This window comes from Streptomyces sp. A 4/2 (genome assembly GCF_940670765.1).
GTDB lineage: Bacteria > Actinomycetota > Actinomycetes > Streptomycetales > Streptomycetaceae > Streptomyces.
The window spans coordinates 79,829-99,161 of the sequence record NZ_CALNVW010000028.1 but is presented as its reverse complement, the minus strand read 5'-3'; the positions used below and the strand labels follow the sequence as shown (position 1 = coordinate 99,161).

General features: G+C 71.1%; 14 protein-coding genes and 1 tRNA gene. 1 reads left to right on the top strand and 14 read right to left on the bottom strand.

Translation table 11 applies throughout. The features are described from left to right. Positions 1–50: 50 nt before the first annotated feature. Positions 51–923, bottom strand: a complete 873-nt coding sequence (locus NBY69_RS21440; protein WP_250302730.1) for a helix-turn-helix domain-containing protein — start codon at positions 921–923, stop codon at positions 51–53. Between the two features lie 220 nt (positions 924–1,143). On the opposite strand from NBY69_RS21440, the gene NBY69_RS21435 reads away from it, so the two are divergent. Next, positions 1,144–2,409, top strand: coding sequence for an MFS transporter (locus NBY69_RS21435; protein WP_250302729.1), 1,266 nt, complete (start codon positions 1,144–1,146; stop codon positions 2,407–2,409). Between the two features lie 198 nt (positions 2,410–2,607). Here the strand turns inward: NBY69_RS21435 and NBY69_RS21430 are convergent. The 13 genes from NBY69_RS21430 to NBY69_RS21365 form a co-directional block, all read right to left on the bottom strand. Next, a tRNA-Leu gene (locus NBY69_RS21430) sits at positions 2,608–2,695 on the bottom strand. 647 nt (positions 2,696–3,342) lie between these two features. Further along, on the bottom strand, positions 3,343–4,437 hold the full coding sequence (locus NBY69_RS21420; protein ID WP_250302728.1) for a sugar phosphate isomerase/epimerase: 1,095 nt from the start codon (positions 4,435–4,437) through the stop codon (positions 3,343–3,345). 66 nt (positions 4,438–4,503) lie between these two features. Beyond that, positions 4,504–5,883, bottom strand: a complete 1,380-nt coding sequence (locus tag NBY69_RS21415) for an alkaline phosphatase family protein (protein WP_250302726.1) — start codon at positions 5,881–5,883, stop codon at positions 4,504–4,506. After that, positions 5,880–7,100, bottom strand: a complete 1,221-nt coding sequence (eboE, locus tag NBY69_RS21410; RefSeq protein WP_250302725.1) for a metabolite traffic protein EboE — start codon at positions 7,098–7,100, stop codon at positions 5,880–5,882. The genes NBY69_RS21415 and eboE overlap by 4 nt, the downstream gene beginning before the upstream one ends. A 3-nt stretch (positions 7,101–7,103) precedes the next feature. Then, positions 7,104–7,973 (bottom strand): TatD family hydrolase, encoded by an 870-nt coding sequence (locus tag NBY69_RS21405; RefSeq protein ID WP_250302724.1) that lies wholly within the window; start codon positions 7,971–7,973, stop codon positions 7,104–7,106. Further along, positions 7,973–8,596 carry an EboA domain-containing protein gene (locus tag NBY69_RS21400; RefSeq protein ID WP_308409496.1) on the bottom strand — a complete coding sequence of 208 codons (624 nt, stop codon included), beginning with the start codon at positions 8,594–8,596 and terminating at the stop codon, positions 7,973–7,975. The genes NBY69_RS21405 and NBY69_RS21400 overlap by 1 nt, the downstream gene beginning before the upstream one ends. Then, complete coding sequence (locus NBY69_RS21395) at positions 8,590–9,570, bottom strand: TIM barrel protein (RefSeq protein WP_250302723.1); 981 nt, start codon at positions 9,568–9,570, stop codon at positions 8,590–8,592. Before NBY69_RS21395 ends, NBY69_RS21400 begins: the two co-directional genes overlap by 7 nt. Next, on the bottom strand, positions 9,567–10,493 hold the full coding sequence (locus tag NBY69_RS21390) for an SCO3242 family prenyltransferase (protein WP_250302722.1): 927 nt from the start codon (positions 10,491–10,493) through the stop codon (positions 9,567–9,569). The genes NBY69_RS21395 and NBY69_RS21390 overlap by 4 nt, the downstream gene beginning before the upstream one ends. Further along, positions 10,490–11,758, bottom strand: a complete 1,269-nt coding sequence (locus tag NBY69_RS21385; protein WP_250302720.1) for an inositol-3-phosphate synthase — start codon at positions 11,756–11,758, stop codon at positions 10,490–10,492. The genes NBY69_RS21390 and NBY69_RS21385 overlap by 4 nt, the downstream gene beginning before the upstream one ends. An 87-nt stretch (positions 11,759–11,845) precedes the next feature. After that, complete coding sequence (locus NBY69_RS21380) at positions 11,846–15,634, bottom strand: ThuA domain-containing protein (RefSeq protein WP_308409495.1); 3,789 nt, start codon at positions 15,632–15,634, stop codon at positions 11,846–11,848. Between the two features lie 192 nt (positions 15,635–15,826). Further along, the gene (locus NBY69_RS21375) at positions 15,827–16,831 is read right to left on the bottom strand and encodes a sugar phosphate isomerase/epimerase (RefSeq protein ID WP_250302717.1); all 1,005 of its coding nucleotides are present in this window, start codon (positions 16,829–16,831) and stop codon (positions 15,827–15,829) included. A 10-nt stretch (positions 16,832–16,841) separates the two neighbouring features. Continuing rightward, positions 16,842–18,164, bottom strand: coding sequence for a Gfo/Idh/MocA family protein (locus tag NBY69_RS21370; RefSeq protein ID WP_374211314.1), 1,323 nt, complete (start codon positions 18,162–18,164; stop codon positions 16,842–16,844). A gap of 63 nt (positions 18,165–18,227) precedes the next feature. Further along, a complete protein-coding gene (locus tag NBY69_RS21365) occupies positions 18,228–19,280 on the bottom strand; it encodes a substrate-binding domain-containing protein (RefSeq protein WP_250302715.1) in 1,053 nt (350 codons plus the stop codon). Positions 19,281–19,333: the final 53 nt, after the last annotated feature.

Below are 19,333 nucleotides of genomic sequence, written 5' to 3'. Positions count from 1 at the left end.
ACCGTCACCTGCGGTCCGCGGTACCGGGCTGTCGCCTGCTGCCGGTCGGCTCACTTCTCCCCGGCGAGCGTACCCACCGCCGCCTCTGTCGCCCGGTCGTCGGGCAGGTAGGCCAGGAAGTGATGGCCAGGCTCGTCCACGGCGGCGAGTTTGACGTAGCGCAGCCTCAGATCACCCACCACAGGGTGGCGGAAATGCCGCACAGCGGGATGAAAGGCCGAGGTCTCCCGGCGGTCGTACCACCGAGCCGCGTCGGGGTCGGTCAGCAGCTCTTCGGTGATCTCGGCATACCGGCCGTCCTCGGGGTGGCGGGCCGCCTTCGCACGGAACTGGCCGAGCAGACTCCTGGCCTCCGGCTCCCACTCGGTGAGCAGCGTGCGCGCAGGCTGCCAGCGGAAGACCAACCACAGCAGGTTGCGCTGCTTGGGAGTCAGCCGCGCCGGGTCGGTGAGCAGCGCCGCATAGCCGGTGTTCCAGGCCAGCAGGTCCCAGTGCGGGTCGAGCACCACGGCCGGGTGCGGGGCCAGAGCCTCCACCAGTGACAGCAGGTTCCGCGACACCCAGCCCGGCGCTGACCCGCCCGGCGCGGTCTGTTCCACGAACGACCTGACATGCGCGGTCTCAGCCGCGTCCAGCCGCAGGGCGCGTGCCACTGACCGCAGCACCTGCTCCGACGTACGGACCCGGCCCTGCTCCAGCCACGCGTACCAGGAGCTGCTGATCCCGGCCAGCTCGGCGACCTCACTGCGTCGTAGCCCCGGGGTGCGGCGCCGTGGTGAACCGGGCAGCCCCACCTCACCGGGGGTCAGCCGCTCACGCCTGGAGCGCAGAAAGGCGCCGAGCTCCCTGCGTGGGCCACTCGCCTGCGCACGCCCCGTGGACGTACCCGCCTGTCCGTGCTCTTCCGGTCCGACGCCGTGCATATCGGACACTCCTCCCCGTACGCGCCCACCCGTCGTGCCCTCCGGCGGATCCAGTAGAGCTCCCGGCCGAGCGCGGGAGCCCGCGCCCCCTTGGGACCGCGGCACCCGCGCGCCAGGGTATGAGCAAGGGTAATCGGATGCGGGCCGGCCGGGAGCGACCGCGATGGTGAGCTGGATCTGCCGACCAGAGAGCGTCGGCAGATCAGCAAAGGAGCACCTCGTGGACATCTCTGACTCCGCCGACACCTCGGACTCCGCCCACATCTCCGGCACCGCGACCGACGGCACCGCGACCGACGGCACCGACACGACTGCCACGGACTTCACCGCCCGCCCGGCCTCCGCGTTGCCCGCCGCCTCGCTCCGGCTGCTGCGTGCCGCCGGGTTCGCCAGCAACTTCGACCGCTTCTGCATCACGCCCATGCTGCTGCTGATCGGTTCCCAACTCGGCGTCTCGCTGCCGACCGTGATGCTCGCGGCCAGCGGGTACTTCCTCTTCTACGGCCTGATGCAGCCGGTCTGGGGCCTGGCCAGCGATCGGATGGGCCGGGTGGCGGTCATGCGGTTCTCGCTGGCCGGGGCCGCCGTCGCCGCGCTGTGCTCGGTGATCGCCCCGAACGCCCCGACGCTGATCGTGGCGCGCGCTGCCGCCGGCGCCTTCTTCGCCGCGTCCATCGCCGCGTCCATCACCTACGTCGGCGACACCGTGCCCGCCGCGGTCCGGCAGCGCCCGCTCAGCGAGCTCATGACCGCGTTCGCGCTGGGGACGGCAGTGGCCACGGTCGTCGCCGGGGCCCTGGCGCACTACGTCAGCTGGCGGCTGGTGTTCGCACTCCCCGGCCTGTTCGCCGCGTACCTGGCCATGGCCCTGCGTCGGCTGCCGGAACCCGTACGCGAGCCGGCCGGTTCGATGCTCGCCCCGATCCGGGTGGTGCTGCGCTCACGCTGGCAGTGGTTCGTCATGGCCATCGCGATGCTCGAAGGGGCGGTCCTGCTGGGCTTCTTGACCTATCTGGCCCCCGCGCTGGAGGCCCAGGGGGCCTCGGCCACGCTGGCGGGCGCGGTGTCCGCGCTCTACGGCGTGGGCTCCATGTCAGCGGCGCAGATGGTCAAGCGGCTGGTCGGACGGTGGACGCCGACGTGGCTCATCGTGACCGGCGGGGTCCAGATGGCCCTGGCATTCGGTCTCGCCGCGACGAGCCGGTCGGTGCCGGCGCTGGTGGTGACCGCATTGCTGCTCGGCGGCGGCTGGTCATTCATGCACTCCACGATCCAGTCCTGGGCCACCGGGCTGTCCCCGACGGCCCGCGCCACCGGCGTCGCCATGTTCGGCCTCGCCCTCTACGTCGGCAGCGCCTTGGCCAGCACCCTCGCCGCCGCCCCCGCCGAACACCACGCCTACCACGGGCTCTTCCTGACCGCCGCCGCCCTGACCGTGCCCCTGACCCTCACCGCCGCCGTGGGCCGCGCCCGCTACCGCGGCTGAGCGCCCTTCGCCTACCTTCGCAAGCGCCTGGAGCGGTTCATCACCGGTCAACGCGGGCACCCTCGCCATCCCCAAGGCCTTCAGCGCACCAGCACCGAACAAGACCTCGAACGCAAAAAAGAACTCCCAGCCCGGACGAATCCGTGCTGGGAGTTCCATGAAGCCAACCTGGGCAGTTGCGAGAACTACCTCTGGTTCTGGTGTCCGAGGGGGGACTTGAACCCCCACGCCCGATAAAGGGCACTAGCACCTCAAGCTAGCGCGTCTGCCATTCCGCCACCCGGACAAGGTGTCTGTCGACCGCGACTTTGTTCCCCGCGGCGACAAGAACAACAATACCAGGGGTTTGAGGTGCCCTTCACCTGCATTTGCCGTGGTCAGCGACCGGCCCGGCAGCGCACGCCGGCCAGTGCGCGAGCCGGCACTGCGGGAAGTTCCCCGGCACGCCCCACCCCCCCTCCCCGCCCACTCCCCGCTGCGCCGCCCGTCATCGCGGCGGGAGCAGGTCACCACCGGCGAAGGCGGCGTATGCCCCCCCCTCCCCCGGCGCGAAGGAAACGCGAAGGAAAGGGGAGCACGCCCTCTGGGCGCCGCCCACTGGACGGAGAGCCATTCAGTATTCGTCGACTGTATGCAATCTATCGGGCAGAGCTCCACCACCCCTACGAAGGGAATGGATCTTCGCCATGCCTGACCCCGATGTGCTCGACGCGAAGGTGTCCGCCGAGCAGGCCCGGGTGCCCGAGGGGGGCCGCTATCGGGCGTCGTCCCGCTCGGCCGGTGATCCCGCGGCCGTCGAGAAGCTCGCCGATCTGCTCGTCACGCCGAGAGGTCCGCGATCCTGCTCGGCAGTCAGGTGTGGACGACCCGCGCCGCCGACTCGGCCACCGAGCTCGTCCGGACGCTGAACGCGGCCCTCCGCCACGGGGACCCTCAGTTCCGGCCCCGGTGAGCCTCCTCGCGGAGCCCGTGCAGATGCGCCGCCGACTTGCGGGCGAAGGCGAAGGAGTCCACCGGCTGATCGTGCTCCACCTGCCAGTGGTGGCTGCGGCGACCGCCGTGCGTGCGGTTCACCGCCGAGATGAAGGTCTTGTAGTCGATGTCCCCGTCCCCGACATCGGTCATGTCGTAGCCGTCGCGGGCGGCTTCGTCGTGGACACCGTCCTTGACGTGGAAGAGCGGGTAGCGGTCGGGCTGCTTCAGTACGTAGTCGAGCGGCTCGAAGGGGGCGGGCTTCCCCTCGGCGGTCCTGCTGAACCGGAACTGGCCGGTGAACGCCCAGTAGATGTCCATCTCCAGGTAGACCAGATGCGGGTCGGTCTCGGCGAGGAGCACGTCGTAGAGGCGGACGTCGGGCTGATCGGTGGCGAACGAGAACTCGTCGCCGTGGTTGTGCTGGTAGAACTTCATGCCGCGCTTCCTCGCCGCGGCGCCGTAGGTGTTGAAGTCCGCCGCGGCCCGCTTCCAGGCGTCGACGGTGGATCCGTAGCGGAACGGGCCCGACGCGGTCCCGATGTGCTTGAGGCCGAGCGTCTGGGCGTCGTCGAGGACCTTGTCGAGGTTCTGCGCGAAGCTGTAGGCGCCGGGGTTGTTGTCGTCGTAGTAGTTGACGTGGCTGCCGATGCCGTTCAGACCGTGGTCGCGGGCGATCCGGTGCAACTGGGACGGGGTGATCGCCCCGGTGCCCTGGGTGTACCCGGCGTACTCGATCTCGTCGTAGCCGAAGCGCTCCAGCTCGTCGAAGACCTTGGCGAAGCCGATCTCCGCGATCTTGTCGCGCAGCGAGTAGAGCTGGATGCCGAGGCGCCCGGGGGTCAGGACCGGTCCGGTTCTGCCGTGCGTGTCGCCGTGTCCGGGGTGGTCGCCATGGTGCTGCCCCTGCTCGTGCCCCTTGGCACCGGCTGCGGCCGGGGTCGCGGAGACTCCGAGGAGAGCGGCAGCGCCGGCGCCCGCGGTGACACCGAGCATGTTGCGCCGGCTGAGCCTGTGGACGAGGTCGGGGTCGGTGGCTGCGGAATGACGGCTCATGTGCGGAACTCCTCATGCCTGTCGGGGTGTTGGCCTGTGCGGATGGTTGGACGGGCGGTCCGGTGGTCAGTGCAGTCCGGCGAGCCGCAGGAGAAGCGACTTCACCTCGGTCGCCGCGACCCGGCCGCGGACCGCGTCGGGGGTGGAGCAGAGGATGAGCGGACCCTCGTCGTCGCTCGCGGGGAGGCGGCCGTGACTGCCGCGGACCGGTGAGGGATCGAGCGGTACGACGGCCATGCGGTAGCGCATGCCGAGCTTCTTGCGCGCCAGTGCCTTGGCCGCCTTGAGCCTGACGTAGGGGTCGAGCGGGTCCATGAACAGCTCGACCGGGTCGTAACCCGGCTTGCGGTGGATCTCCACGAGCTGTGCGAAGTCGGGGGCGCGCGCGTCGTCGAGCCAGTAGTAGTACGTGAACCAGGCGTCGGGCTCGGCCACGGCCACCAGTTCCCCGGAACGCGGATGGTCCAGGCCGTGGCTCTTCTTGCCCTCGTCGTCGAGGAGCTGGCCGATTCCTTCGAGGTCCTGGAGGACTTCGCGGGTGGCTTCGAGGTCCTCCGGGCGGCGTACGTAGACGTGCGCGACCTGGTGGTCGGCGACGGCGAAGGCCCGGGACGTCATCGGGTCGAGGTACTCCATGCCGTCCTGGGTGTGGACCTCGACGAGTCCGGCGCGGCGCAGCGCCCGGTTGATGTCGACGGGGCGGCTGACGCGGGTGATGCCGTACTCGGAGAGCGCGACGACGGTCCGGCCCTCGGCGCGCGCGTCGTCGACGAGCGGGGCGAGGACCCGGTCGAGGTCCGCCGCCGCCCGGTGCGCGCGGGGGTCGTCGGGTCCGTAGCGCTGGAGGTCGTAGTCGAGGTGGGGGAGGTAGCTGAGGGCGAGGTCGGGGTGGCGGGTGGCGAGGAGGTGGCGGGTCGCGTCGACGATCCAGCGGGACGAGACGATGTCCGCGCCCGGTCCCCAGAAGTGGAACAGGGGGAACGTGCCGAGTTTCTCGGTCAGTTCGTCGTGGAGGGACGGGGGCCGGGTGTAGCAGTCGGGTTCCTTGCGGCCGTCCGCGTAGTAGACGGGGCGGGGGGTGACGGTGAAGTCGGTGTCGGCGCCCATCGCGTACCACCAGCAGATGTTGGCGACGGTGTAGCCGGGGTGGGCGCGGCGCGCCGCGTCCCAGATCCGGTCCCCTTCGACGAGCCCGTTGTGCTGGCGCCACAGGAGGACTTCGCCGAGTTCGCGGAAGTACCAGCCGTTGGCGACGATGCCGTGTTCGGCGGGGGTGGTGCCGGTGAGGAAGGTGGACTGGGCGGCGCAGGTGACGGCCGGCAGGACGGTGGACAGCGGCGCCTGCGAACCGGCAGCGGCGAGGGACTTCAGGCGCGGCATGTGGTCGAGCAGCCGGGGGGTGAGGCCCACGACGTCCAGCACGAGCAGGGGGTTCGGTCCGGTCACGGCAGCTCCTTGAGTCCGAGGTCCGTCAGGAGGTCTCGGGCGAGGGTGAGTTCGGCCGCGATGCCGTCCGCGAGCTGGGCGCGGTTGCGGGGGCGCAGCTCGGGCGGCAGCGCCTGCCAGGTGTACGTCTCCACCTCCAGGTGGTGGGTACGGGGCACCGGTCCGCCGACGAGCCGGGTCAGGGCGTCCTGGAGAACGGGGAGGGTGGAGGTGAGTGGGGGCGCCGGTGGGGCGTGCAGCGGCACGTGGAAGTGGGCGCGCCACGGGGTGGTGTCCGGCAGCGCCCCTCCGGCCAGCGCCTCACCCAGGTCGTCGGTGCCGTGCAGCCGCGCGGCGGACCAGCTGTCTCCCGCCCCGCTCCTGCCGTGGGCCGTGCTGAGGGCCCGGGTCTGGTGCAGGAAGCGCGGTTCGGCGAAGGCCGCGAGGGCGGCGCGCACCTCGGGGAGATGCGGGTGTTCGGCGTGCAGGGCTGCGGAGAGCTGGGCCTTGGGGATGGGGATCCGCGCCTGCGCGAGGGCGTCGAGCGCGGTTCTCGGGTCTTCGAAGGAGGTGGCGAGATGGCAGGTGTCGACGCAGATGCCGATACGGTGCGAGCCCGATTCCGAGGCCACCGCGGCGAGCGGGCCAATCGCGTCGGACGTGGTCTCCACGGCGCAGCCGGGTTCGGGCTCCAGGGCGATCAGGACCGACTTGCCGGTCAGTTCCTCCAAGGCGTCGAGGCGCCCGGCGAGCGTGGTCAGCGCGGTGTGTGCCTGCCGGGCCGCGGTCGCGTCGTAGGCGGTCCGCCAGGCGAGCGGCAGGGTGGACACCGACCCCTGGCGCACGTCGTCGGGGAGCAGTGCGGCGAGCAGCCGGGCCAGGTCCGTGGTGTGGGCGAGGCGTTCGGGGTCGGTCCAGTCCGGTCGGTACACCCGGTACTTGACCTCGTCCGCGCCGAATCCCTCGTACGGGAAGCCGTTGAGCGTCACTACTTCGAGGCCGCGCCGGTCCAGTTCGGCGCGCAGGCCGCGCAGCGCCGACGGGTCGGTGGTCAGGGCGCGGGCGGCGTCCCTGGCGAGCCACAGTCCGATGCCCAGCCTGTCCCGGCCGAGGCGTCTGCGTACGGGCTCGCAGTGGTCACGGAGCTGGTCCCGGACCCCGGCGAGGGTCTCGGCGGGGTGGACGTTGGTGCAGTACGAGAGGTGGACGGTCGAGCCGTCGGGGTGCCGGAAGCGCATGGCTCAGTCCCCGGTCCTCGGGGCGCCGCGGAGGACGGAGTTGCCCTCGTGCGTGGCCGGTGCGCCCGCGGCGTCGGGGACATCGAGCTGGAGACGGCCGCTGAGGCCGTAGAACGCGACCGGGTTCCGCCACAGGACCTGGTCGACGTCGTCCTCGGTGAAGCCCGCCTTCAGCATGGCCACGGCAACCCGGCGGGTGGTGAGCGGGTCGCTCTTTCCCCAGTCCGCCGCCGAGTTGACCAGGATCTTCCCGGTTCCGTAGGTCTGCAGGACGCTGACCATCCGGTCCTCGTCCATCTTGGTGTCGGGGTAGATCGAGAAGCCGAGCCAGCAGCCGCTGTCAGTGGCGTCCGCTACGGTCGTCTCATTGAGGTGATCCAGCAGGACACGGTCCGGGGGAAGGTCCGATTCATGGACGACGTCGATGGTGCGGTGCAGGCCCGCGAGTTTGTCGCGGTGCGGGGTGTGGACCAGGGCGGGGAGCCCGTGGTCGGCGGCCAGTTGGAGCTGGGCGGCGAGCGCGGTGTCCTCGGCGGGTGTCATGGAGTCGTAGCCGATCTCACCGACGGCGACGACCTGGTCCTTGCGGAGATAGCGGGGCAGTTCGTCGAGGACCGGGGTGCAGCGGGGGTCGTTGGCCTCTTTGGGGTTGAGGGCGATCGTGCAGTGGTGGGCGATGCCGTACTGCGCGGCGCGGAAGGGCTCCCAGCCGATGAGCGCGTCGAAGTAGTCGTAGAAGCTCTCCGGCGCCGTGCGGGGCTGGCCCAGCCAGAAGGCGGGTTCCACCAGGGCGCGTACGCCTGCTTCGTGCATGGCCTGGTAGTCGTCGGTGGTCCGGGAGGTCATATGGATGTGGGGGTCGAAGATACGCATCAGATCTGCTGCTCCTCTGCGGTCAGGGCCAGTGCGCGGTGGAGATCCACGGGGATGTCGCGGCCCGCTGCGGCGCGCTCGGCGGCGTAGTCGGCGAGCATGCGGGCCAGTTCGGCGTCACCACGGGCGCGGCTGTCCAGGCCGTGCACGGCGCTCACGGGGACCCCGGTGAAGAGGCACTTGAGTACGGCGTGCCGCCAGGCGTGCGGGTCCAGGTGGGCGGTGGCGTACGGACCGACGGCCGCGGCGACCAGCCGGGTGTCGTTGGCGCGCAGCGCGTCCTGGATCAGTGGGGTTCCGTCGCCGGGTGCGAGGCCGAGGTACGGCAGGGCGAGGAGTACGGCGCGGCGTTCGGCTGCCGAGCCCTGCTGGTAGAGGCGGGTGAGGGTGGCGGGGTCGGTGCGGGCCGCGGTGAGGAGGAGGACGCGTACGGCGTCGGCGTGCTCAGGTCCGCACGCGCGCCCTGCTGCGGCGAATCCCACCTCCCATTCCGCCGTGCGCTGTTCGGCATCGGCAACGGCCCCGCCCAGCCAGGCACCGGATGCCGGGGAGAGCTGTGCGAGCAGATCCTGGCGGGTCATCAGAGGGGTCATCAGGGGCGTCGTCAGGGGCGTCGTCAGCATGTGGGGATCTCCTTCCGGCCCCGCGGGCGCGCCTGCGTTTGTGGCTGGCCCTGTGTCCGGGCCTGTGTCTGTGGCTTTGCCTGTGTCTGTGGCTTTGCCTGTGTCTGTGGCTTTGCCTGTGTCCGGGCCGGTGCCTGTGGCCGGGCCGCACGGAGGAAGTCGAGGGAGGTACGGGCCAGTTCGGGGCCCGCGTGGGAGTGGCGGGGCAGTTCGACGACGGTCAGGCCCTGGTAGCCGGAGTCGGCGATCGCTTCGAGCACGGGCGGGAAGTCGATCTCGCCCTCGCCGAACGGAAGGTGTTCGTGGACGCCTCGGCGCATGTCCTCGATCTGGATGTGCCGCAGCCAGGGGCCGGCTTCGCGGACGCAGTCGGCGGGCGGGGCCGGTTCCAGACACTGACAGTGTCCGATGTCGAGGGTGAGCCCGAGGGGTTCCGGGTCGCCGAGGGTGCGGCGGAGGTGATGGAAGTCGGCGAGGCAGGAGAGGAGATGGCCTGGTTCGGGTTCGACGGCGAGCGGTACGCCGGCGGAGCGCGCGGCGTCCAGGACGGGGGTGAGCGCCTGAGCGAGGCGCTGCCATGCCGCGTCCCGGCCGGTCCCGGGCGGCAGGGTCCCGCTGAAGCAGTGCACGGCGTGGGCGCCCAGGTCGGCGGCGACCTGCACGGCCCGTACCAGCATCCGGACCCGGACGTCACGGTCGTCCGGGTCCGGTTCGAGGAGGGACGGACCGTGTTTGCGTCGCGGATCGAGTACGTAGCGGGCGCCGGTCTCGACGGTGACGCCCAGACCGAGCCGATCGAGGGTGCGCGCCAACTGCCGGGTGCGGACACCGAGACCGGGGGCGACGGGGTCGAGGTGCATGTGGTCGAGAGTCAGCCCGACGCCGTCGTAGCCGAGATCGGCGAGGAGGCCCAGTGCGTCGTCGATCCGCAGGTCGGTGAGGCCGTTGGTGCCGTATCCGAGGCGGAGGCTCATGTGGGGCTCACCTTCCGTGCGAGGGTGCGGGCGAGCGGGGCGAGGGCGAGCAGGGCCGCAGCGGTGCCGGGGGCGCCTGCCCTGGCGGCGAGGGCTGACTGGAGCGGGATCATGGCCCGGATGCCGCCGCCCACCGCCTGCTGGGTGAGCGCCGGGGAGGGGTTGAGGGCGGCGTGGAGGTAGGGCTTGGCGGCGGTGCCGAGATATCCGGCGGCGGTGACGGCCGAGGCGGTGGCGGTGGTGGTGGCGGTCGGAGCCGAGGCGCCTCCGCTCCGTACCGCAGCGCAGCCCAGCGCCACCGTGGCCGCGAGCGCGGCGATCGGCACGGCCGTCGAACCGCCGTGTGTCTCGTGCCGGGACACCGAGGTCACGGCGTAGGTGTGCGTGGCGAGCAGTGCAGCCGCCCCCCAGGCGTGACGCGCCCGGCGGGTGCCGTGGGCCTCCCCCGGGCGCGCCGGACCCGCCCGACCCGTCGCCGTCGCCGTCGCCGTCGCGCCCAGCATCAGGTCCAGCGCTCGGGCCGCCGCCATGGCCGCGGGACCCGCCGGTGTGTGCTTCAGCTTCAGGTCGTAGGCCCAGACCGTTCCCGCGAGCGCCGTGGCCACAGCCAGCGCGGGGCGGCCCGCACGGGCGGACAGGGCCAGGCCCGCCGCAGTCAGGGCGCCCGCCGTCGCCAGCGCCGCCCGCGGCGTGACGCGACCCGAGGGGATCGGGCGGTGCGGACGGTCGATGGCGTCCTCCGCACGGTCCGCCCAGTCGTTGAGTGCCATCCCCGCCTCGTACAGGCAGAGCGAGGCCCCGACGGCGTACGCCGTGCCACGGCCGGGACGCAGCCCTGCCGCCGCGGCTCCGGCCAGGGCGTCGCCGGGGACCGTGAACAGGGCCGAGATCCGCAGCAGTTCGGCCCAGGCGCCCGGCTTCACCGGCCTTCCCGCGCACCATCGGCAGACAGGTGACCGGCAGACACCCGATCAGCAGGCAGTCGGTCGCCCCCGAGCGGTTGCTCCATGAGCGGTTGCTCCACGAGGGGATCCTCACCGAGCGAGTCCTCACCGAGCGGTTGCTCCACGAGCGCGCCCTCCCCGAGCCGCTCGGCGAAGGCAAGGAGTCGCCCGTACTGCTCGGAGAGGGCGGCCGGACCCCCGTCGGGATCCTTGAAGTAGAAGCCGAGTGCGGGCAGCGGCCCGGAGAGGCCCGCCTCGTGGGCGCGAGCCACCAGCCGGGCCAGGTCCAGCACCAGCGGCGCCGCGAGCGCCGAGTCGCAGCCCTGCCAGATCGTCTGGAGGACCATGCGGGTGCCGAGGAAACCGTCGAAGGCGATGTGGTCCCAGGCCGTCTTCCAGTCGCCGAGCACGGGCACGTCGTCGATGTGCACCTCCCCCTCGGGGGCCGCGCCCAGGGTGTCCGTGAGGACCCGTTCCTTGCCCGCGTTCTTCGCGGCGGCGGCAGCCGGATCGGCGAGGGCCGCGCCGTCGCCGCCGCCGAGGAGATTGCTGCCCGACCAGGCGCGTACGGACAGCGCGCGCTGGGCGAACATCGGCGCCAGGACCGAGCGGAGCAGGGTCTGGCCGGTCTTCCCGTCGCGCCCCGCGTACGGCAGTCCGCTCGCTCCGGCGGCGACCGCCAGGGCCGGGGTGCGCAGGCCGGTGGACGGGGTGAAGTTGACGTACGGGCAACCGGCCCGGAGGGCAGCCGCCGCGTAGAGGGAGCTGGCGGGCAGGCGGGGATCGTCCGGACCGGGGGCCGGTTCGGTGGAGGACACGTTGACGACCACCGCGCGGGCCAGGTCCTGGCTCCGCACGAAGGCCGTGAGGTCGGCGGCGAAAGCGGTGACGAGTTCCTCGTCGGTGCGGGTGTCGCCGGGGAGCGGGCCGCCGGGCCTGATCTCCCGGTCCGCGGCGGCCAGTTCACTGCGCACGGCCGACGGCAGCCCGTGCGGCAGTACCCCTCCCTCGGCCAGCGCCTCGGCCCGCTTCGGCAGCGGGCAGCTAGCCGTGTCGTGGCCGCCGAAGACCAGGGAGGCGAGCGGCGGAAGCCCCGCCGGGACGAACGGCGGTGTCTCGGTGACCATCCCGGTCGCCGGGTGGAGCCCTGCGGTGACCGCCGCACACCCCGCTACCGCGGTGGTGGCCACTGAGCCACGTGCTCCGATGAACCAGACTCCGGTGCGTGCGGGCCGTGCTGTCACGGACTGCCTCCCTGGCTGGGTGCTGGTGGAGGGCGGCGGGCGGGGATTCGGCGTCTCCCCGCCCGCCGCCGGCTGTTGGCCGCGGCGTCACGCCACCGGCGGCGGCAGCTCCTTGAGCTGGATGTCCCGGAAGGACACGTGGTCGTCGGAGCTGTGGTTCTGGATGCCGATGTAGCCGTCCTTCAGGCTGCGCGCCGGGTCGGTGTTGGTGAAGTCGTTGATCTTCACCCCGTTGAGGAAGACGGTGAGCCGCTCCCCCGCCACCCGGATCTCGTAGGTGTTCCACTGGCCGGGCGGCCTGAGCACCCGGTCACGGGCCTTCAGGTCCGCCGACTTGAACGTGTAGACGGCTCCGGTGGTGCGGTCGGGGGCGTCGGTGGCGTCGATCTGCACCTCGTAGCCGTTGTCGACGGCCGACCAGGGGTCGTCGGACTCGGGGAAGCCCACGAAGACACCCGAGTTGTCGTCGCCGGTCATCTTCCAGTCGAGTTTCAGCGAGTAGGAGCCGAGTTCCTTCGCCTGGTAGGTGAGGAGCCCCATGCCACCGTCGGAGCGCAGTTCACCGTCGACGACGTCGAACTTCCCCGGCCCCGCCTGCTTCCAGCCGTCCAGGGTCTTGCCGTTGAAGATCGTGCGGTAGCCGGTTTCCGGCTTGCAGTCCGCCTTGACCTGCCCTGCGGCGTAGCGCAGTCCGCCGAGGAGGTGCTGGCGGAAGGCCGGGTCGGCGTAGGACTCCTTGGTGTGGCCGAGCCCGGTGTAGAAGGACCGCCCGCCCTGGTAGGTCTGGCACCAGGCGATCGGGTGATCGCCCTTCATGGTGCCGCCGGTGTAGGTGGTCTCGTCCAGGGTGGCCAGGACGTGGGTCTGCTTGCGCGGGTTGGTGCGGTAGTTGTACAGCTCGTCGGTGCGCTCCCAGCTGTCACCGAGGTGCGCGGTCGCCGGGTTGGTGCGGTCCTCGACGCGTACCGTCACCGGCTGGATCTGCGGGTGCGAGTCGAAGTAGGCGCCCACGAGCCCGCCGTAGAACGGCCAGTCGTACTCGGTGTCGGCCGCGGCGTGCACGCCCAGGTAGCCGCCGCCGGTGGTGATGTAGTTCTCGAACGCCTTCTGCTGGTCGGCGTCGAGGACGTCACCGGTGGTGGAGAGGAAGACCACCGCGTCGTAGCGGGCGAGGTTGCTGGTGGTGAACTGGCCGGCCTCCTCGGTCGCGTCGACGGTGATGTTGCTGCCCTTGCCGAGTTCCTTGAGCGCCGCGATGCCGTCGGGGATGGCGTCGTGGCGGAACCCGGCGGTCTTGGAGAAGACCAGGACCCGTTTGGCCGTCCGGTCCACCGGGGTGCTGGAGATCTCGAAGTCGTCGACGTCGTAGAGCGCCCCGTCGCCGCCCTTGAAGACCAGGAAGAGTTCGGTGGCCTTCTTCGGTACGCCGCGCAGCGGTACGTCGATGTCCTGGAAGGTGTCCCAGCTGCCGGTCACCGGGACCGGTGCGGAGCCGAGCAGTTGCCCCGTGGCCGAGCCGGTCCGTACTTCGAGGAAGCCGCCCGAGCCGCCGGAGGCGATTCTCGCGGTGAGCTTGGTGGAGCCGTCCAGGATGTACGGCTTGAAGGAGATCCAGTCGCCGTTCTGGATGTCACCGACCGTCTTGCCGCCCTCGGCACCGGCCTTCTCCTGGATCGTGATGCCGGAGGAGCCGGTGAAGTGCTCCGCCTGCCGGTGCCTGGGCTGGAGCTGGGCCTGGTCGTGGCCGGTGAGCGCGGCCTGGCCGCCGCCCCCGCCGTCGGTGTACGAGGCGTCGATGACCCCGAACACATTGGCGTTGGGGTCGTGCCCGCCGTCGATCGCGGTCTTGATGGTGCCGGAGCAGCCGTTGGCGGTGGTGATGGGGTGGCCGTGGCTGTCGTGGCCCAGGATGAACCGCACCTCGACCTTGGCGCAGTCGATCGCGCCGTCCTCCGGGTCGGTGACGGTCACCTTGAACGGGACCTCGTCGCCGAAGGTGAACAGCTGCCCGTCACCGGGCAGGTCCAGCGTCACCTTCGGCGCGGTGTTGCCGACCGTGACGTGGGCGCTCGCCGAACCGGTGCGCCCGGTGGGGTCCTCGGCGGTGACGGTGGCGGTGTAGGTGCCGTTCTGTTTGTACGTGTGGGTGGGATCGGCCTCGGTGGAGGTGCCGCCGTCGCCGAAGTCCCAGCTGTAGGTGAGGGCGTCGCCGTCGGCGTCGGTGGTGCCCGCCGAGGAGAAGGTGGTGCGCAGCGGCGCCGTGCCGGAGGTCTTGCTCGCCGATGCCTCGGCGACGGGCGAGTGGCCGCCGGTGGCGTTCTCGATGCGGTAGAGCCCGGTGTTCTCGTCCCCGCCGAACCAGGAGGTTCCGTAGTCGAGGACGTACAGCGCGCCGTCCGGCCCGAAGGCCATGTCCATCACCTGGGTGCCGGTCCACGGAATGGGGTTGATGGACTGGACGGTGCCGTCGTCGGACGAAGTGATGCGCTTGATCCAGCGGCGGCCGAACTCACCGGCGAAGAAGTCGCCGTCGTAGGCCTGCGGGAATTTGACCGGCGAGTCGAGGTTCGCGTCGTAGTGGTAGACGGGCCCGCCCATCGGGGACTCGGAGCCGTCGCCGAACTCGGGCACGGACCCGCCGTCGTACGGGATCCAGGCCTCCTGCGCGGGCGGCAGGTCGGTCAGTCCGGTGTTGTGCGGCGAGGTGTTCTTCGGGGCCGCGCAGTCGAAGGTGGCACCCGAGGTGCCGGTCGCGAAGTCGTAGTCGACATAGGGGTCGTTCTTGCCGGTGCAGAACGGCCAGCCGAAGTTCCCCGCCTTGGTGACCCGGGCGAACTCGACCTGTCCGGCCGGACCGCGCTTCGGGTCGGCGGCGCCCGCGTCGGGCCCGTAGTCACCGACGTACACGATGCCGGTGGCCTTGTCGACGCTGAACCGGAAGGGGTTGCGGAAGCCCATGGCGTAGATCTCCGGGCGGGTCTTGTCCGTGCCCACGGGGAAGAGGTTCCCGTCCGGGATCGAGTACGACGCGTCGTCCTCGACCTTGATCCGGAGGATCTTGCCCCGCAGGTCGTTGGTGTTGCCCGCGGAGCGCCGTGCGTCGTACGCGGGGTTGCGGTCGGGCCGCTCGTCGATGGGGGTGAAGCCGTCGGAGGCGAAGGGGTTGGAGTCGTCACCGGTCGAGAGGTACAGGTTTCCCTGGGCGTCGAAGTCGATGTCACCGCCGACGTGGCAGCAGATGCCGCGGCTGGTCGGGACGTCGAGGATCTTCTTCTCGCTGGCGCTGTCGAGGGTGCCGTCCGTCTTGAGTACGAAACGGGAGAGCCGGTTCACGCCGTCGAACTTCGCGAAGTCGGCCGCGGTGCCGTTGTCGGGCGCGTCGCCGGCCGGGGTGTCCAGCGGGGGCGCGTAGTAGAGGTAGATGAAACGGTTCTCGGTGAATCCGGGGTCGATGCCGACGCCCTGGAGTCCTTCCTCGTCGTGGTTGTAGACGGGGAGGGTGCCGGAGATCCGGGTGTTGCCCGCGGCGTCGGTGATCCGTAGTTCGCCGCTGCGTGCGGTGTGCAGCACGCTCCGGTCGGGGAGCACGGCGAGGGACATGGGTTCGCCGGTCTCTTCCCCGCCCTTGGCCAGGGTGACCTGCTGGAAGTCCTCGGCCGCCGGTGCGACGCGGGTGTCGGGGTCGGCAGCCGAGGCGCCGTTCGGGGCGGTGAGGGTGAGCGTTGCCGCGGTGAGCAGTGCGCCGGTGAGGAGTGCGAGTGCTTTCCGGGCTCTGAGCCGTTTTCTGTGCACGTGTGTCCTCCGGGTACGAACCGGTTCTACGGGTGGGTGGCCGTGGCTGCCGGTGTGCGCCGTCACTCCGGAGCCCTCATTCATGTCCTGTACACCTCAAGGACGGTAGCCGCGTTCGTCCGGGGCGGATACCCCTTGCGCGGCAACGAAGTCAACTTTCTCCAGCAGCAGGACAAAGATGCTCCGGGGCAGCGGGCACCGACCCGGCGACGGCTCTTCCGCCGCCGGGCTACGGGTTGCCGCACCTCCGGCCGGGTCGGGCTTGCGGGACAGCCCTTACGCGCCGCCCCCGAAGGCGGCGTCGAAGGACGCCGTGGGCGGGTCGAAGTTGAAGGCCTTCAGCCGGGTGAGCGCCTCCGGGGCACCGGCCAGCCGGTCCATCCCCGCGTCCTCCCACTCGACCGAGACCGGCCCCCGGTAGCCGATGGAGTTGAGCATCCGGAAGACGTCCTCCCAGGGGACGTCACCGTGCCCCGCCGAGACGAAGTCCCAGCCGCGTCTCGGGTCGCCCCACGGCAGGTGCGAGCCGAGCCTGCCGTTGCGCCCGTCCAGCCGGGTACGGGCCTCCTTGCAGTCCACGTGGTAGATCCGGTCACGGAAGTCGTGGAGGAAGCCGACCGGGTCGAGGTCCTGCCAGACGAAGTGGCTGGGGTCGAAGTTCAGCCCGAAGGCGGGCCGGTGGCCGACGGCGTCCAGCGCCAGCTGGGTGGTCCAGTAGTCGTACGCGATCTCGCTCGGGTGCACCTCGTGGGCGAAGCGCACCCCCTCGGCGTCGAAGACGTCCAGAATCGGGTTCCAGCGCTCGGCGAAGTCCTGGTAGCCGCGGTCGATCATGTGCGGCGGCACGGGCGGGAACATCGCCAGCAGGTGCCAGATGGACGAACCGGTGAACCCGATGACGGTCCGCACCCCGAAGGCCGCCGCGGCCCGTGCGGTGTCCTTCATCTCCTGCGCCGCCCGTCGGCGTACCCCCTCGCCGTCCCCGTCGCCCCAGATCCGGGCGGGCAGGATCGCCTGATGGCGCTCGTCGATGATGCTGTCGCAGACGGCCTGGCCCACCAGGTGGTTGGAGACCGCCCAGCACGTGAGCCCGTAGCTGTCCAGCAGTTGGCGCCGCGAGTCGAGATAGCCGGGGTCGTGCAGCGCCTTGTCGACCTCGAAGTGGTCTCCCCAGCAGGCGAGTTCGAGACCGTCGTAGCCGAAGTCGCGGGCGAGGCGGCAGACCTCCGCCAGGGGCAGATCGGCCCACTGGCCGGTGAAGAGCGTGAAGGGACGCGGCATACCTGACCTCCTATTCCGGTACGGACTGATCGGGCACGAGCTGATCGGGCACGGGCTGATCGGGCGCGGGGCTCACGGGGGTGTAGACGGCCCGCTTGGCCGCGCTCTCCTCCACCGCCGCCAGCACCCGCTGGACCTGGAGTCCGTCGGCGAAGGACGGCGACGGGTCGGTCCCGGCGGCTATCGCCTCGACCATGTCGCGGGCCTGGTGGACGAAGGTGTGTTCGTAGCCGATCGCGTGGCCGGGCGGCCACCAGGCGGCCATGTAGGGATGTTCCGGCTCGGTGACGAGGATCCGCCGGAAACCTGCCGAGACAGCCGGTTCCGTGTGGTCGTGGAAGAGCAGTTCGTTGAGCCGTTCCAGTTCGAAGGTGAGAGAGCCGCGCTCACCGTTGAGTTCGATGCGCAGCGCGTTCTTGTGTCCGGCCGCCATCCGGGTCGCCTCGAAGGTGACGAGCGCACCCGAGGCGAACCGCCCGGTGAACACGGCCGCGTCATCGACGGTGACCGGACCGCGTCCGACAGCCTCGGTGCCGTTCCCGGCCCCGGCCCCCTTCCCGTTCCCGGCCCCGGAGAGTCCGCTGGAGGCCCCGTCGAGGAGGGGCCGCTCCCGTACGAAGGTCTCGGTCAGCGCCGACACGCCCGCCAGCCGCTCCCCCGCCAGGTACTGCGCCAGGTCCACGATGTGTGCGCCCAGATCACCGAGCGCCCCCGACCCGGCGCTCTCGCGCTTCAGCCGCCAGGTCAGCGGGAACTCCGGGTCGACGAGCCAGTCCTGGAGGTAGCTGACGCGTACGTGCCGCAGCCTGCCCAGCCGTCCGTCCGCGACGAGCCGACGTCCGTACGCGACGGCGGGAGCGCGCCGGTAGTTGAAGCCGACCATCGCCAACTGGCCGTTCAGGCGCGCTATTTCGGCCGCCCGGACCATGGCCTGCGCCTCGGCGACCGTATTGGCGAGCGGCTTCTCGCACAGCACGTGCTTGCCCGCGGCCAGCGCCGCCGTCGCGATCTCCGCGTGGCTGTCGCCGGGGGTGCAGATGTCGACGAGCTGCACGTCGTCGCGGGCGACGAGGTCCCGCCAGTCGGTCTCGGCCGCCGCCCAGCCGTGCCGGTCCGCCGCCGCCCGTACCGCGGTCGCGTCCCGGCCGCAGACCGCCGCCATGACCGGTCGCATCGGCAGGTCGAAGACCCGGCCCGCGGTGCGCCACCCCTGGGAGTGGGCGGCGCCCATGAACGCGTATCCGACCATGCCGACGCCGAGCGTCGGCACACCGCTCCGGCCCCCTTCTCCGGCCGGGGGTCCGGGGATCGTCCCCCGTGAGACAGCAGCCATACGGAATCCTCCTCATCGGTCTCATACACATCGGTCACCCGGCGGGCCGCCCGGCCGGTCCGGTCAGCTGAAGCCCGTCGGGAGGTACTGGTCGACGTTGTCCTTGGTGACGACCGCCGAGTAGAGCGTGATCGAGGCCGGGATCTCCAGCTCGGAGAGCCCGCCGATGCCCTTGGCCTGGCCGAGCGCACGCGCCAGGTCGATGGCCGAGGCGGCCATGCTCGGCGGGTAGAGGACGGTGGCCTTCAGTACCGAGTTGTCGGCCTTGATCGCGTCCATCGCCGACCGGGAGCCCGCACCGCCGACCATCAGGAAGTCCTTGCGGCCCGCCTGCGCGATGGCGCGCAGGGCGCCCACCCCCTGGTCGTCGTCGTGGTTCCACATCGCGTCGAAGTGCTTCTGCGCCTGGAGCAGTTGTGCCGTCTTCGCCTGGCCGGACTCCACGGTGAAGTCGGCGGACTGCCGGGCCACCTTCTTGATGTTCGGGTAGTTCTTCAGGGCGTCGTCGAAGCCCTGGGTGCGCTGCTTGGTCAGCTCCAGGCCGTCGATCCCGGCCAGTTCGATGACCTTGGCGCCGGGCTTGTCCTTCAGCTGCTCGCCGATGTAGCGGCCCGCGTTGAGACCCATGCCGTAGCTGTCGCCGCCGACCCAGCAGCGGTAGGCCTGCGGTGAGGCGAAGATCCGGTCCAGGTTGATGACGGGGATGCCCGCCTTCATCGCCTGGAGTCCGACCTGGGTGAGCGCCTTGCCGTCGGCCGGCAGGATCACCAGGACATCGACCTTCTTGTTGATCAGGGTCTGCACCTGGCCGATCTGGGCCGCGGTGTCGTTGGCGCCCTCGGTGGCCTCCAGGGTCACGTCGGAGTACTTCTTCGCCTGTGACGTGGCGTTCTCGTTGATGGCGTTGAGCCAGCCGTGGTCGGCCTGCGGGCCCGCGAAGCCGATGGTGACGGCCTTGCCCGGCTTCGCGTCGGCGGCCGGGCGGCTGCTCACCTCCGTGTCCTTGCCCTTCGCCTTCGGCTCGTTGCTGGTGCAGGCGCTGAGGACGGCTGTCGCCGACACGGCTGCGGCGCCGAACAGCATTCCTCTGCGGCTGGTTCCCGGGTCTTGTCGCATGACGGTCGAACCCCTTCGTTCGAGTGGACGTGCAAAGGAGTGGAACGGCGGCA

What these genes read in the sequence shown, in the direction of transcription:
- NBY69_RS21440 (WP_250302730.1), bottom strand. Translation starts at nt 923, where the DNA reads ATGCACGGCGTCGGACCGGAAGAGCACGGACAGGCGGGTACGTCCACG.
- NBY69_RS21420 (WP_250302728.1), bottom strand. Translation starts at nt 4,437, where the DNA reads ATGAGCCGTCATTCCGCAGCCACCGACCCCGACCTCGTCCACAGGCTC.
- eboE (WP_250302725.1), bottom strand. Translation starts at nt 7,100, where the DNA reads ATGCGCTTCCGGCACCCCGACGGCTCGACCGTCCACCTCTCGTACTGC.
- NBY69_RS21405 (WP_250302724.1), bottom strand. Translation starts at nt 7,973, where the DNA reads ATGCGTATCTTCGACCCCCACATCCATATGACCTCCCGGACCACCGAC.
- NBY69_RS21400 (WP_308409496.1), bottom strand. Translation starts at nt 8,596, where the DNA reads ATGCTGACGACGCCCCTGACGACGCCCCTGATGACCCCTCTGATGACC.
- NBY69_RS21395 (WP_250302723.1), bottom strand. Translation starts at nt 9,570, where the DNA reads ATGAGCCTCCGCCTCGGATACGGCACCAACGGCCTCACCGACCTGCGG.
- NBY69_RS21380 (WP_308409495.1), bottom strand. Translation starts at nt 15,634, where the DNA reads ATGAATGAGGGCTCCGGAGTGACGGCGCACACCGGCAGCCACGGCCAC.
- NBY69_RS21375 (WP_250302717.1), bottom strand. Translation starts at nt 16,831, where the DNA reads ATGCCGCGTCCCTTCACGCTCTTCACCGGCCAGTGGGCCGATCTGCCC.
- NBY69_RS21370 (WP_374211314.1), bottom strand. Translation starts at nt 18,164, where the DNA reads ATGGCTGCTGTCTCACGGGGGACGATCCCCGGACCCCCGGCCGGAGAA.
- NBY69_RS21365 (WP_250302715.1), bottom strand. Translation starts at nt 19,280, where the DNA reads ATGCGACAAGACCCGGGAACCAGCCGCAGAGGAATGCTGTTCGGCGCC.